Source organism: Bifidobacterium catenulatum PV20-2 (genome assembly GCF_000800455.1).
Classification (GTDB): Bacteria; Actinomycetota; Actinomycetes; order Actinomycetales; family Bifidobacteriaceae; genus Bifidobacterium; species Bifidobacterium kashiwanohense_A.
The window spans coordinates 1,417,738-1,432,253 of sequence record NZ_CP007456.1 but is presented as its reverse complement, the minus strand read 5'-3'; the positions used below and the strand labels follow the sequence as shown (position 1 = coordinate 1,432,253).

Sequence of the window (14,516 nt, the reverse complement as noted above, 5' to 3'; positions counted from 1 at the left end):
CATCGGTGCGTTTGGGAGTGGCGGGGGACAGGTATGAAAGCGGCGGGGAAGTGGTCAGTCTTCGATCTGGGCATCGCCCGAGTCGAGAGCTTGGAAGATCTCGTTGAACAGGGCCTCGGTTTGTGCCTGGAGCTTTTCCAAGCGGATCTTATGCTCGCTGCCGGTTGTGGATCTGTTCATGGTGTCCATAAGACGAAGGCTTTGCAGGGTACTCTTCCATCGTTCGACTGGTGCGTTTACGGGAAATTGGTCGGCGTATTGCTCCAGTGTCTCCTCAATGGCGTCAAGCTGCTTGGCGACTCTTGCGGATGGGCTAAGCGCGGCCGGCAGATGCATGTTCGCAGCGGCCTGCTTAAGCTTGCTGCCTACCTGTTGTTCGCTGACAAGCTGCGCCACCTTCTGCATGTTTTCTGGATTGGCCGCAATGTCGACCGCCGTTTTGACGGCATAGGTCGCCGCCGATGCGACGATTCCCCTCAGAAATCCACCTTTGCGCGTCATCGTTTATCCCTTTCAACACGGAAATTCTTCTAGGAACAGTGTAGTTCAGAGAAGGCGGGTATTGGTTGATTTATACATGCCTATGCGGCTTGGTGGAAGGAAGAGACCCTGGATTTGAGCATTGCCAAGAGACTTGGAAGCTGTTGCTGCTACTCGTAGCAGCAATGAGATAGAAAAGAGGCCCACCGCATTTCAGGACGTAAACGTAGCCTTGGATGGGCGCTGATATAAAGGACTGTACATTCTTTGGCGATTGAACATGCTGCATGAGTGACAAAGTATGTAATTGAGATGTAGATGCATGAGAGTGCTGAGAGTGCGTGAAGGCGCGCGGACGCATTCTGACGAATTACTAACCTGGAAGCAGATCCTATCTGTTGAAAGCCCGTCGCGCTCGCGAAGAAAACATGGCTCATGGTGAATGCGGATTGGGCAGCGTGCAACTATTCAGGTGTTACTTACGAACGTATATACAGCGTCAATTGGCTTTATTACTATTGCCGTAGGCAAATTCAACCGGATATCTCTGAGCATTCTTCGCAAGCTTATCGAGGATTATCTCGTCAAGGTCAAATCCAAATTTGTCAGATAGCATGATGCAATACATGAGTACATCTGCTATTTCCTCATGAATATGTTCGATATTGCTGTCTTGTGGCTCGTCGTTCCATTGAAAACATTCCAGAAGTTCTGCGGCCTCAATGCTGATAGATTTGGCAAGATTGCCGGGAGTGTGGAATTGAGACCAGTCCCGCTCTGCTACGAATTTACGGATCGCGTTGATGCTTGAATCGGAAATCATAATACGTAAGTGTATGTCGAATCTTTTCTGAAGGCCTCTCTCGGGTGCATAATGAGCATATGACGAAGAGCGCGCTTCCAAAGCCAATCATTATAGATTTGCCTTATCAGAGCATTGATGACAAGGCAGAAATAGAGAAAGCCTTTGTCGAGCAATTAGGATACGAGACATTATCTGCTGTCGAGCGTGAGACTTTGCACTATATTTTCGATTATCCAACGGTGTATGTGGTTCATTCAAAGAAGAGGAATCAGCATACTTTACGTCCCGAATATACGGTGTATGTGGGAGAGACGAATAATATTCGTAGTCGAACAATGCAGCATCTGAGGGAAGATCCCAAAACGAGAGTTGATTGGAAGGAATTTCAAGAAAATTTGCAGAGCGACGCTCGTTCTGTGTGGCAGTATGTCATTGGCAATCCGCATTTCAACAAATCTCTGACTTTGGACGTGGAGAACCGGCTGATGCATTATCTTCTTGGCTCTGATGCAGTCAAGAATTTGAACAATCGTCGCACCAATGCGCAAGGCGACTACTATACGCAGGATGAATTCAACCAGATTTTCTCGGACATCTGGCTGGAACTGAACCGACAGAATCCGGAACTATTTCCGGCTGAGGAGATTATTCGCGATTCTGCACTTTTTAAAGCATCGCCTTTTCACCAATTGAGTGATGATCAGATAGCTGCGGAGGAATCGATTATGGACGCGCTTTCTGAAGCTCTTGCCGGCTCTGGTGATTCAGCCGATTCCGGTTTATCGAGACTGATTTTCGTGCAAGGCGTTGCGGGTACTGGAAAGACGGTTTTGCTAAGTCACCTGTTTTATCGCATAGCAACAGAAATGGATATCAATGGGCGCATCAATGACGAAGATGATGAAGATATTCTGGAAAGCGATTCATCACTAAAAATCAGTAAGGAAAATCGCAGAAAAGCATATATTCTTGTCAACCATAACCAGCAAATGCACGTCTATAACCAAATTGCAAGCAAATTAGGTTTGCAGAAACATTTTGGCGAGGTGGCTCTTAAACCGAGTCAATTCATCAATCGATTTAGTGAGAAAACAACAAGTAATCGAGCTATTGCGGACAAGCCCCGAGGCAAAGCCGATGTAGTGCTTGTTGATGAAGCTCATCTGCTGTTGACGCAGGGTGACCAAGGATACTCGGGCAAGAACATGCTGCACGATTTATTGCGTCGCGCGAAAGTGGTTATTGCGGTATTCGACCCGAATCAGATTTTGCAAACTTCGCAGCGTTGGAGCGAAGAGGGTCAGGACATGCTTTTTCCGCAGCAAGCAGAAAGCGACGTGCAAAAAACTGCTGCTGGCTATAGCGGGCAGTTGGAGCGATTTGTGCCATTGAATATGTGGGGTGATCACTATTTGCTAAGTCGCATATGCTTGCATAGGCAATTTCGCATTGCTGCGGATGATGCGACGATTCGATGGATTGATGATTTCGCTGATGGTAAGAGAATAGGTCGTATTCCTCAAGACATTGGGGAGAAGGATAGAGAAACAGGCGAATATGTCCGCGAGCCATTTGAAATCAGAGTATTCGATTCTCCGGTTGAACTGTTTAAAGCCATAAAGAAGAAGGCATCTCTAAAGGCTTCAGGCGTTGACGGATGCGGGCTTTCTCGTGTGGTTGCTACGTATGATTGGGAGTATAAGGGCGGCAAAATTAACGATTCCAGTCCCGATGGTCTCTGGAATGTTGAGATGCATTGCGATGCACAGGGAGTATGGCGCATGGGAGCGGCTCCGGGAATGCAGAGAGGATACGATGCGTTTAATTTTGATGGAAGAGCTGATTATTTCTGTCATCCATGGAATTACGAAATCAAGGTAGGGGATAAGGGTCTTTCCCTAGATGCTGTCTGGGCGGAAAGTCCGCATACGCTTAATGAAGTGGGATCAACGTTCTCTATTCAGGGGTTTGATCTTAATTATGTAGGTGTCATCATTGGACCGTCGGTTACCTATCGCGAAGGGAAAATCGTTTTTAACGAAAAGGCAAGTTGTAATAAACGTGCAGTGAGTAAGAGGAATGGCTCAATCAGCTACGCGCAATCCAATCTGCGTAATGAACTGAATGTTCTGCTCAAACGCGGTGTGCATGGATTGTATTTATTCGCCGTTGATCCTGAACTGCAGGCCGCTCTCAAAGAAGCTGCCAGTAAGTAATTGCTTGACTGTACTTGATGTTCATCTTTGAGTTTATCCAGCCGATGCGTATGCAATGTTGAGCGATACATAACTGTCCGAAAAGAGGCTGTCATGAAATACGGGATGAGGAAACCCAGCTGGAAGAAGAGCCTGTCCGCGCGCACGAAAGGCCGTGCCACCCGCGCGGTCAAGAAAGCGTTGATCCCCGGCTACGGCAAGAAGGGCTTGGGATGGCTGCATCCCAAGCGCAAGCTGTACAACACGGTCTACAAGAAGACCACGTTCAGCCTGTTCGACCTGTTCAAGTAACCAGGGCTAAGGGGGGATCACATGTGTTCCAATCCAGACGCGTACGAGTTCCGACTTTCATTAGACCTTCCTCAACAGAGCGCCGTTCCTACTGATACGTTTTCTGCCTTGCGGGAAGTCCATGAATATTCAGCGGAGAACGGCCCGCGTTTCCACACGGCTGCTGAGATGTTTGATTCTCTGGGAATATGGCAGGTCCCGCCATGAGAACATTACGTATGGCGGGATCTGGTTTTGTCGCTGTTGAGCTGTCGGACACTCAGGTGAGCATGGCCTCGATGTTGTTGCCTTCCGGATCGTGCACGAAAGCGGCGTAATAGGTCGGTCCGTAGTTCGGCAACCAATGCGTGGTGAACTGACGGAAACGATTGTAGCCGGCGCCGCCTAGCATGCAATATGGGAAACGACGCCGGCCACAACGGCCGGCCAAGACGGACGGAACACACGAAAAGGCGAATCAAACACAGCATGGGCAAGAACGGTACGCAACCAACAACGAAAAACGTCATACCGGCGGTCACACCATGGGGTAAGAACCGTGTGAAGAACACCGAAACCGGCAAGCACGTGCTCATCATGCCGGGCATTGGATACACCGTAGACCGACCGCTGCTGTACTGGGCAGCGCAGGCGCTTGCGGCCAACGGATGGTTCGTGGACCGGCTCGACCTGAAACTGACGGAAAGCGTCGAGTTTCCGGAAATGATCGCCTGCATGGAACGCGTGGTCGACGAATGGCGCAAGGCGGCGCTCGAACATGCTGCCGAATCGGGTGAGGAGCCGCAGTTGCTGGTCGTCACCAAATCGCTCTCCACACTCTCATATCCGCATTCCGCAAAACTAGGATTGCGCGTGGTGCTGCTCACCCCGGTACTCAACCCGCCGCCATTCGACAAGCACAAGTCGGTCATTCCCGCGCCGCTGCCGGGAACTGTCGGCAGCCCGATGCCGCTAATCTGCGCAGGTGACGCCGACCCATACTACGATGACGCCAAAGCGCATCTGCTCACCGACCATGTGCACACGTATGCTGGTGCCAACCATTCCATCGAAGTGCCGGACGATTGGCAGACGTCGCTCGACTATCTGAAACAGGTCACGCAGGCCATCGTCGACTACGCCGGCTGAAAAGAACGGGACGGAATATGCGCATCGTATTGCAGAAGGTCAGCGAAGGATCCGTCGACGTGGTCGACAAGACAAGCGGAGAAGTCGACACCACATTCGAACCACAGCATATAGGCATCGGCTATGTGCTGCTCGTCGGAGTGGAAGACACGGACGGAGCGAAACAAATCGACTGGCTTGCCCGCAAAATCGCCAACCTACGCGTCTTCGAAGACGAGAACGGCAAAATGAACCGTTCCATCCACGACGTGAACGGCAGTGTGCTGTCCATCTCCCAATTCACGCTATACGCGGACGTGCGCAAAGGCAGTCGCCCAAGCTTCGTGAAAGCCGGAGCGCCCGCACACGCCGAACAGACATGGCACGGATTCAACGACGCCCTGCGCGCACAAGGACTCGAAGTAAAAGAAGGACGATTCGGCTCCCACATGCGCGTGCGGCTCGCCAACGACGGTCCGGTCACCATCATCTTTGACACCGACGAACTCGGCGTCTGACCCAGAACCCAACGTGAAACCCTATATCCGACGATTGCCATAGGGTAAAACGCATGGGAATATGGAACGACCGCAAACTGATCGTCAACTGCCTGCCGTTGACCGAATCCGAACGTGCGCAATTCATACGTGCCGCGAAAGACATACCACAGGAATTCGTCGGCGATTCGACCCAACGGGGAAGCATGAGCTGGACCGCCGCAGTACCGGAGGAACTCAAAGCCAAAGCCACCGCGGTCATCGGCAACATCGCGCCCGAGGAATGCGCGCAATGCCCCAAACTCGAATGGTTGCAAACTTGGAGCGCCGGCGTCGACAAATACCAGCGACCCGGCATCCTGCAGCCCGGATCCATGCTCACCAATGCCACCGGAACCTACGGACAAAGTGTCTCCGAACACATGTTCGCCATGATGTGGGCCATCATGAAAAACCTGCACATCTACGCGGCAAGCAACCCGAACGCCATGTGGCAGGACGCGGGCCGCGCCATCAGCCCCAACGGCAAAACTGCGCTCATCATCGGAATCGGCGACATCGGATCACACTTCGCACGACTCTGCAAAAACGTCGGAATGACAACCATCGGCATTCGCCGTAATCCCTCCGTCGAAGCGCCGGGCGTCGATCATATGGTCGGTTTCGATTCCTTCGACGACGTCCTGCAATACGCCGATGTGATCGCCATGTGCGTACCATCCACCCCGGCAACATGCCACCTGCTCGATGCGAAACGCATCAGCAAACTCAAAAACGACGCCATCATCATCAACGCGGGCCGCGGCGACGCCATTGAAAGCCAGACACTTGCCGATGCGCTCGCGGAAGGACGAATCCGTGGCGCCGCGCTCGATGTGACCGAACCGGAACCGCTGCCGGAGGAATCGCCATTGTGGAGCGAGCCTCGTTGCCTGGTCACGCCACACGTGGCGGGCGGCAACCATCTTGAGATCACCGAGCGCCGCATCATCGCCATCGCATTGGGCAATGTACGCTGCTACGCCAACGGGCAGCCTCTCAACAACCTCATGCCCCTCAAAGGCTGACGGCCACGCGTGCGGGGAGAAAGGAGAAGGTATGACATTGAACAAATGGCGTCGTGCGACGGAATGGTTCATGACGGCGTTGGCATTGGTGTTCCTGTTCGCGTATTCGTGGGAAGTTCTGGCGAGGACGCATATCCTGTTGTGTGAAATGGTGATCAACATCATCTGGATGGCGTTCATCGTCGACTACGTCGTTTCGATCCTGCTGGCGGAAGACAAGAAAACCTGGTTCAAAGACAATCTGCTGATGCTGGTGTCCATCGCATTGCCCGTCTTCAGGCCATTGAGACTGCTGCGTCTGGTGGCAGTGCTCAACGTGCTCAATCGTACCGGTGGCATGGCGGTGCGTGGGCGCATCACACTGTACACATGCTGCAGCGTGACACTACTGATGTATATCGGTGCCCTTGCCGAATTGGATGTGGAACGTGGGGTTCCAGGCGCTTCCATCACCGATTTCGGTGAAGCGATATGGTGGTCGTTCGTGACCGTCACCACAGTCGGCTATGGCGATTTGTCCCCGGTGACATGGCAGGGAAGATGTATCGCCATCGGACTGATGATAACCGGCGTTGCCCTGATCGGCATCGTCACCGCGACGCTGGCTTCATGGATCGTCGACCGTGTTCGTGACGAGACCGACAAGCGTGCGGATGAGGCGGAATCGGAAACGGAACAGTTGCGCCACAATGTGCGGGAACTGACGGACACCGTCAACCAGCTGCGCGATGATATCGCGCAGCTGCGCAGGTTATAGCGGTTCTCATGACTGCACTGCGGAAATACGGAAAATGCTGAGACATAGGAAAAGCGCCATACGTCTCGCAACCGGAAGGTGGAGGCACTGTATTGGATTTATTCGCAGGCGACTCCGTCATGGTCGCGGTCCAGTTGCGAACGGTAGCCCGGCTGACCCTGGTAGATAGGCGCGGTGCCAGCGGCCTGTGCTGCGGTGCAGTTTTGGTAGTAGACATCCTGCTGTGGCGCTGGCTGGGGCGCGGGAGCGGGAGCCGGAGTGGGTTCGGGTGCAGGTGCCTGTGTCGTTTGCTGATTCTGCTGGGCCTGCTCAGCTGATTGTTCGGTCTGCGTCTGTTCTGTCTGCTCGGATTCGGTGGTCTTCTCGACTGTAGAATCCTTGACTCCCATGTAATCGGGCACGGTCTGCGTCGGGCAGGAGGACAATACCTTGGATATGGCCTCTTTCTCGGCCTGCGTGACCCACAGCGAATATTTGTGCTTCACACCAATCTGGCGTACCACATTTCCGCAACGGAAACTTCTGTTGGACGGCAACCACGTGGCCGCATCGCCATCCGACTTCTTCTAGTCGGCCTTCCCCTGTACCGCCAGCAATCCGGACATCATCGAATTGCGACGACGCATGATATGCTCCTCATCTCCGAACTCTCACACGCTATCAGCGTACCCGCAAATCGAAGTCAAATCACTTATATGTGGCAGATTTCCCATTCCGCCTGATGTCATTTCGCTTATATGTGGCAGATACTTTTGGGGAAAACCGTACAAGGGGGTATTTTTCCGGGGCTATGGAGGTGCTTACGTGGAAGAAAGTGCCACATATAAGCGAAATGGTTTTCCGCAAGTGTCTGAATCTGCCACATATAAGCAAAATGGAATTGGGACAGAACGAAATGGGGGCTGAACGTGCCGTTCTGTCAAGGCATACGGCGAATATCGGCGATATGACAAACAATAGCAAGGCAATCAAATCGGAACGTCTCATGCAATACGCCAAGGACTTCAACGCAGACCGCGCCAATCTCGTGGCAGCCAACGCGGCAGTATCCGCGGGCGTGCTCGAAGCCGCCACCGATTACAAAGGTCAGCGCTCGCTGCCGCGCGACTTCTCCATCGAACTGAAGCAGGGCTCCATCACCAACCAGCGTAGATCGGGCCGCTGCTGGATGTTCGCGTCCCTCAACACCCTGCGCTATGAGCTTATGCACAAATGGGGGCTTGACGATTTCGAATTCTCCGAAACCTACCTGTTTTTCTGGGATGCGATGGAGAAATCCAACGCATATCTTGAGAACGTGCTTTCCACGCTCGACGAGCCGACCGACAGCCGCCTGTTCCAGGAGATCAACTATGGTCCGGCCGACGATGGCGGTTGGTGGCAGATGTTCGCCGCCCTTGTTGACAAGTACGGTCTTGTGCCGAAGAACGCATATCCGGAATCCGCCAATTCCAAGGATTCCGACGCATTCAAACAGTATCTCAACAGCAGGCTGCGCCAGTTCGCGGCGGATTTGCGCGAACGCCATGCCGCTGGAGCTTCGATTGAAGAGTTGCGGTCGGTCAAGGAAGACGACATGTCCACCGTGTACCGCATGTGCGCCATCTCGCTTGGTGAGCCGCCGGAGAGGTTCGACTTCCTGGCCCGCGTGAGCGATGATGACAAGAAAAACGACAAGAAAGCCGACGAAGGCAAGTCCGACAATCCAAAGACCGGCAAGGACGAGCGCAGGCAGATCCGTGAGACCGGCATCACGCCGATGGAATTCTACAGGAAATACGTGCCGGTGGACGTCGATGATCTGGTGACGCTGTGCAACGTGCCGATGAAATCCCGTCCGTTCAACAAGCGCTACCGGATCCGCTACACCGCCAATGTCTCCGAAGCGGAGGATATGGAATTCGTCAACGTGCCGCTTGACGTATTCAAGAAGGCCGCCGTCGACCAGATCAGCGCCGGCCATCCGATCTGGTTTGCCTGCGACTGCACCCAATTCTCGTTGCGCGCGGCCGGCTATTTCGACTGTGACAGCGTGCGCGTGGACCAGCTGTTCGGCACCGATTTCAATTTCGACAAGGCGCACGGCCTCGAATACGGCGACAGCCCGAGCAACCATGCCATGACCCTTACCGGCGTAAACCTTGATGAACAAGGCAAGCCGAACCGCTGGAAGGTGGAGAACAGCTGGGGCAAGGACAACGGCGAGGACGGCTACTACGTGGCCTCCGACGCATGGTTCGACCGCTATGTGACCGAGATTATCATCCGCAGGGAATACCTCGACGACGCCACCCTCGTGCTGCTGGAATCCGAACCGGTGGAACTCGATCCATGGCAGCCGCTCACCAAGCGTTGCCGCTGATATAACCGGTATGGAGCGAAGCCGTGGCTGGGATTGCAGCCACGGCTTTCCTGTTCCGCTGTGCTGATACTCTTGCATAAGAACAAATGTGCGAACGATTGGGGTTCAGTTGGCGGATACTTTGTCATGGCTTTCCGACGAACTACGCAGCGAATGCAGTCAGCCTGTATTGCAGCGTGCCCGTGGAATCGCCAACCAGTGGCGTGCGAAAATGTCGGATCTGCATTGCCTGAACGACTCCGATTCCGATCGCATCACCCTGCATGCCAATATGCGGGGCACCACCTCACCGTCCAGCCGATACGAAGTGCAAGCCACGCTCGATCTCTCCGACGAACTGTTCTTGGCGCGCTATTGCTCGTGCCCCGCGTTCAACGGTTCGCAGCACGGTTATGGCACGTATTCGTCGGCATATTCGCCCAGCTACCGCAACAATCCAAATTATCGCAGTTTCGACGATGATGACGATGAATACGATTATGTCGACGATTATGATGATTTCGGTTCAGGATCGACGTTCGGCCATGTGCAGGACGATGACGAGTTCGATTCAGATCCGACCGGGGGACGCCGCTATACCGGCATGTGCAAGCATGTCGCCGCAATGCTGCTGCTGTTTCTTGACCAGCCCGAACGGTTCCGCGGATTCAAGCGAAGTGGCGTGACCTCGCCTATCCTCTCCGACTACATGCGTGCGCTGGATGCGAAGAATGACAATACCGGTCAAAGCGTGCAGCTTGACGTGCTCAAGCGCATCGTCGACGCGAAAAGCCGTCTCGCCGACGAGCAACGAGGCGCCATTACGCAAGGGGCCACGAAAACAAAACGCAAGAGCGGTTCCATCATGGTGAAACCGGGAAGCGTATGTCTGAAGCCCACGCTGATTATGAATCGTGAGTTGTGGAGCCTGACGTTGAAAATTGGCTGCGGCGACGCAAGTTATATCATCAAAAGCATTTCCAAATTCGTAGCCGACATGCACAACGGGGCATACGTGTCGTATGGGCAGAAACTCTCGTTCACCCACACTTCGGACATGCTCGAACCGTTCTCGCTGCAGCTGTTCCGATTCCTGCAAGGTGTTGTTGGATCACGTGTTGCTGCACAGCTGCAGAACAACTACTATTACGCGCCAGACGTGCGTATCGAACGTGAAATCATGCTTACCGATGGGGAATTGTGCGATCTGCTGAACCTATTCGAAGCGGAATCGCAGCAGGACTACATCGAAGACGTGCTGATAGCACGTGGGCCGGTGGAAGCTCCCAAGCATGAGGGGCGTGAGAGGGCGCGACAGCTCACTCCGGATGATTTCGCCCATACGGATGACACCGCTCCGGACTATGTCGAAGTGACCACGCCAGGGGAGTCCAGATCGCATACTATCGCCATATTCGATGGCAATCCGCAATTTCGGTTCATCGCCGAATATGTGAAGGAAGGCGCTTCGTCGGGCGTGCGTATCACGTCGAACCGTACCATCACGGATCGGATTGTTGGGCAGCGGGGCGTGTACCTCATGAGTGCCGAGCATAACGGCACTCCGACGGATTCCCATATGATTCCAGTGAGCGGGTTCTTCCGTTGCGCCGACAGCATCCTTCCCGCAGTGGACGCGTTGATGACATTGTGCGCATCGAACGTTAGCGATGGTGTGTTCATCGCGGAAAACGACTGGCCCATGTTCGCACGAACAATACTGCCAAAACTTACCGAAGCGGGCATTGGCTTCGATATTCCGCAGGAAGTCGCCGAACAGATGGGAGTCGACTGCCAGATCGAATTCTACTTGGACCGTGATCTGCAGGGCATCACCTGTGAGGCTGTGGCACGATACGGCGATTTCGTGTTCCAGCTGGTGCCGACCGCTAAAGCACTACGAGGCGTGATTAATCCGGATTCGCGGTCGAAAGCGGCGCTCATCAAACGAGATACGGCTCGCGAATCATTCGCGGTGCAGGTGGTTCGCCAGCTTTTCCCGACATGGAGTTCCATTGACGTGGCGCGGGTTCGCGAGGAAGACGAACAGACGATTCTGCTCTTGCTCACCGAAGGCGTGGATATCTTGCGCTCGGTCGGACAGGTGTTCTCCACAGCCGCGTTCGACGGCATGATGATGCCAAGCAGCCCCACGGTGAAGGTCGGACTGTCCATCGACTCGAATCTGGTTGAGATCTCGCCGATAGCCGGCGAAGTGCCGATGAACGAGGTCGGCGCGTTGCTGAATTCCTATCGTAGGAACCGCCGCTACCATCGATTCAAGGACGGTACGTTCGTTGATCTGAAGAATGCCGATCTGCATGAACTTGATCAGATTGCCACAGATCTTGACCTTGATGAGAGACAGATTGATTCCGGAAGAATCACCATTCCCGGATATCAGGCGTTCCTCTTGGATGCTCAAGTTGATGACGACGGCAAAAGCGAATCGTTCGTCGACTATGTCAACGATGTGAAAATCATCGACCCGAAACGATACGAAGTGCCCAACAAGCTCAAAAACGTACTGCGCCCATACCAAGTGGAAGGCTTCCAATGGCTTTCCACCTTGTGGGACAAAGGCTTCGGTGGCATTCTCGCCGACGAAATGGGTCTGGGCAAATCCGTGCAATTGCTGTCACTGGTGGAAGCCCGCAAGGGGAACGGCCCAGCGTTGATTGTCTGCCCGGCATCCTTGGTATACAACTGGGCCGCCGAATGCGAGAAGTTCACGCAGGATCTCACCATCGAAGTCGTGGCAGGCACGAAGGCACAACGGCGCAAACTCATCGCAACCGTGGCGCGGCAATGGAACAATTCGCCTGAAACCAATGAAACGCAGCAAACCGATGTGGTGATTACCTCTTACGATTTGCTGCGTCGAGATGTGGATGATTATGCCGACTGCCGATTCGCATTAATGGCACTTGACGAAGCTCAATACATCAAAAACCATGCCACCAAACTAGCCAAAGCCGTCAAGCAAATCACCGCCGAACACCGGTTCGCGTTAACCGGAACGCCCATCGAAAACCGGTTGAGCGAACTGTGGAGCATCTTCGACTTCCTCATGCCCGGATTGCTCGGAACCTACACGAAGTTCCGAGAAAAATATGAGCAGCCGATCATGGCACCCGGTTCGGAACATTCCGTCATGGCCGACAAACTGCAGGCTTTGGTCGGACTGTTCATTAAACGACGTCTGAAAAAAGATGTGCTTACCGATCTGCCTGACAAGTCCGAAAACGTGCTCACCGTCAAATTGGAAGGCGAACAGCGCAAACTCTATGCGGCACACGAACAACGGTTGCGTGCCACCCTGACCAAAACCAAGGATGCCGACTTCAATGCCAAGAAAATCCGTATTCTTGCCGAATTCACGTTGCTACGCGAAATCTGCTGTGATCCGAGACTCGTCTATGCGGATGTGAAAAATGCTTCCGCCAAACTCGACGCCATTTGCGAACTCGTATCCACGTGCATGGACGAAGGCAAGAAAGTGCTCGTATTCTCGCAGTTCACTTCATTCCTTGACCTGATTGGTACACGTTTGGCTGAACATGGCATGGACTTCTACACCATCACCGGCGAGACACCGAAGAAACGCCGTGTGGAACTGGTGGATGAATTCAACGGCAACGATGTTCCTGTATTTCTCATCTCGCTCAAGGCGGGTAACACGGGACTGAACCTTGTGGGCGCATCCGTAGTGGTGCACGCTGACCCATGGTGGAACGCCGCCGTGCAGAACCAGGCCACCGACCGTGCGCATCGTATCGGGCAGACGCAGGATGTGAACGTGTACCAAATCGTAGCCAAAGACACCATTGAGGAACGTATTCTCAAACTTCAGGAGAAGAAAAGCGAACTTGCCCAACAGTTCACCGACGGCACCGCGTCCGGAGGCGTCGGCACGCTCAGCAAAGACGACCTACTCGACCTGCTGGCATAACAATCAACGTACCTGCCGCTTACTTGAACGCACACGGTACGAAAGCAACAGGCAAAGCGCACACAGTGCGGCAACGCACCATGAGGCGACGTTCATGTCATAGGCAAAAGGCATACGAGGCTAAGATCATGGTTTCCGGATTAAAGATAATGCCTGCTGATAATAGACGCCAGTGAGACGCGATTTGCATATTTCCGACGATAGGCGTATACATAATCGTGCAAGTTTCAGGGAAGGTGAAAATCCTTACTGGCGGTAACGGTACGACTGGCGTTCATAACGGTCCCATGCCGAAGCCCGCGACCCGCGAAAGCGGCTGATCCGGTGAGAATCCGGGGCCAACGGTCAAAGTCCGGATGGAAGAAACGGGGCTCAACATGAGTGTATCCTCACCAAACAATACCCAAAACAACGACGCCGAAATCGCCAGCGAAAGCATGACGCGTCCCGACAACGCGCATTCCACAGGCGTGGCCGACTCTGGACGCTGGTCCACCAAACGCATCGCCATGTATGCGCTGTTCGTGGCGCTGTCGATGGCCGTCAGCTTTGTGGAATTTCCCATTGTGCCAGGCGTTGAATGGCTGAAATATGATCCATCCGGCATTGTCAGCCTGGTGGCAGGTTTCGCCTACGGGCCAGCGGCGGCGGTAATCGTCAGCGTGCTTGGTTTCCTGCCGCACCTGTTTACCAACCCATGGGGCACGCTTATGGCCGTGCTCGTGGCTTTGGCATTATCCGTGCCGGCAGCACTGATCTATCGTAGGAACAAGACCCGCAAAGGCGCGGTCATCGGTATCATCGTCGGTGCGATCGCAGCTTTGGCGGTGGCGATTGTGGGCAATATGATCGTCACACCGTTCTACGCGCACATGACCACCGCACAGGTCGTGGCATTGATCGTGCCGGCGCTTCTGCCGTTCAACGCGTTGAAATTCACCATCCATGGCGTGGTCACCTTCCTGATCTACAAGCCGATCTCCAACCTGTTGAACCGCTGAGT

General features: G+C 53.8%; 11 protein-coding genes, 2 pseudogenes and 1 riboswitch. Of the genes and pseudogenes, 9 read left to right on the top strand and 4 right to left on the bottom strand.

Annotated features, from left to right (window positions below; all coding sequences use genetic code 11):
- Positions 1-54: 54 nt before the first annotated feature.
- Positions 55-501, bottom strand: coding sequence for a hypothetical protein (locus tag AH68_RS06355; RefSeq protein ID WP_039198633.1), 447 nt, complete (start codon positions 499-501; stop codon positions 55-57).
- Between the two features lie 478 nt (positions 502-979).
- A complete protein-coding gene (locus tag AH68_RS06350; RefSeq protein WP_039198631.1) occupies positions 980-1,303 on the bottom strand; it encodes a nucleotide pyrophosphohydrolase in 324 nt (107 codons plus the stop codon).
- 59 nt (positions 1,304-1,362) lie between these two features.
- On the opposite strand from AH68_RS06350, the gene AH68_RS06345 reads away from it, so the two are divergent.
- Complete coding sequence (locus AH68_RS06345; RefSeq protein WP_039198628.1) at positions 1,363-3,501, top strand: DUF2075 domain-containing protein; 2,139 nt, start codon at positions 1,363-1,365, stop codon at positions 3,499-3,501.
- Between the two features lie 93 nt (positions 3,502-3,594).
- A complete protein-coding gene (locus tag AH68_RS06340) occupies positions 3,595-3,792 on the top strand; it encodes a hypothetical protein (RefSeq protein WP_039198624.1) in 198 nt (65 codons plus the stop codon).
- Between the two features lie 259 nt (positions 3,793-4,051).
- On the opposite strand, the pseudogene AH68_RS10930 reads toward AH68_RS06340, so the two are convergent.
- Positions 4,052-4,129, bottom strand: a pseudogene (locus tag AH68_RS10930) (RarD protein); the annotation flags it as partial.
- A 131-nt stretch (positions 4,130-4,260) separates the two neighbouring features.
- Here AH68_RS10930 and AH68_RS06335 point away from each other — a divergent pair.
- From AH68_RS06335 to AH68_RS06320, 4 genes are read left to right on the top strand one after another with little or no spacing between them, the layout of a single operon-like run.
- On the top strand, positions 4,261-4,920 hold the full coding sequence (locus AH68_RS06335) for an alpha/beta fold hydrolase (RefSeq protein ID WP_395947790.1): 660 nt from the start codon (positions 4,261-4,263) through the stop codon (positions 4,918-4,920).
- 17 nt (positions 4,921-4,937) lie between these two features.
- On the top strand, positions 4,938-5,417 hold the full coding sequence (gene dtd / locus AH68_RS06330; RefSeq protein ID WP_039198621.1) for a D-aminoacyl-tRNA deacylase: 480 nt from the start codon (positions 4,938-4,940) through the stop codon (positions 5,415-5,417).
- Positions 5,418-5,470: 53 nt separating this feature from the next.
- Positions 5,471-6,463 carry a D-2-hydroxyacid dehydrogenase gene (locus tag AH68_RS06325; RefSeq protein WP_039198618.1) on the top strand — a complete coding sequence of 331 codons (993 nt, stop codon included), beginning with the start codon at positions 5,471-5,473 and terminating at the stop codon, positions 6,461-6,463.
- A gap of 31 nt (positions 6,464-6,494) precedes the next feature.
- Positions 6,495-7,220: a potassium channel family protein gene (locus AH68_RS06320; RefSeq protein WP_039198616.1), complete on the top strand. Its 726-nt coding sequence runs from the start codon at positions 6,495-6,497 to the stop codon at positions 7,218-7,220.
- Positions 7,221-7,318: 98 nt separating this feature from the next.
- Here the strand turns inward: AH68_RS06320 and AH68_RS06315 are convergent.
- A pseudogene (locus AH68_RS06315) lies at positions 7,319-7,816 on the bottom strand (excalibur calcium-binding domain-containing protein); the annotation flags it as partial.
- 350 nt (positions 7,817-8,166) lie between these two features.
- Here AH68_RS06315 and AH68_RS06310 point away from each other — a divergent pair.
- The 3 genes from AH68_RS06310 (at position 8,167) to AH68_RS06300 (ending at position 14,514) form a co-directional block, all read left to right on the top strand.
- Positions 8,167-9,582 carry a C1 family peptidase gene (locus AH68_RS06310; protein ID WP_039199927.1) on the top strand — a complete coding sequence of 472 codons (1,416 nt, stop codon included), beginning with the start codon at positions 8,167-8,169 and terminating at the stop codon, positions 9,580-9,582.
- Positions 9,583-9,793: 211 nt separating this feature from the next.
- On the top strand, positions 9,794-13,513 hold the full coding sequence (locus AH68_RS06305; RefSeq protein ID WP_236682476.1) for a DEAD/DEAH box helicase: 3,720 nt from the start codon (positions 9,794-9,796) through the stop codon (positions 13,511-13,513).
- Positions 13,514-13,732: 219 nt separating this feature from the next.
- A riboswitch (FMN riboswitch) is annotated at positions 13,733-13,885 on the top strand.
- The gene (locus AH68_RS06300; protein WP_148307230.1) at positions 13,870-14,514 is read left to right on the top strand and encodes an ECF transporter S component; all 645 of its coding nucleotides are present in this window, start codon (positions 13,870-13,872) and stop codon (positions 14,512-14,514) included. (Overlaps the previous riboswitch by 16 nt.)
- Positions 14,515-14,516 lie beyond the last annotated feature (2 nt).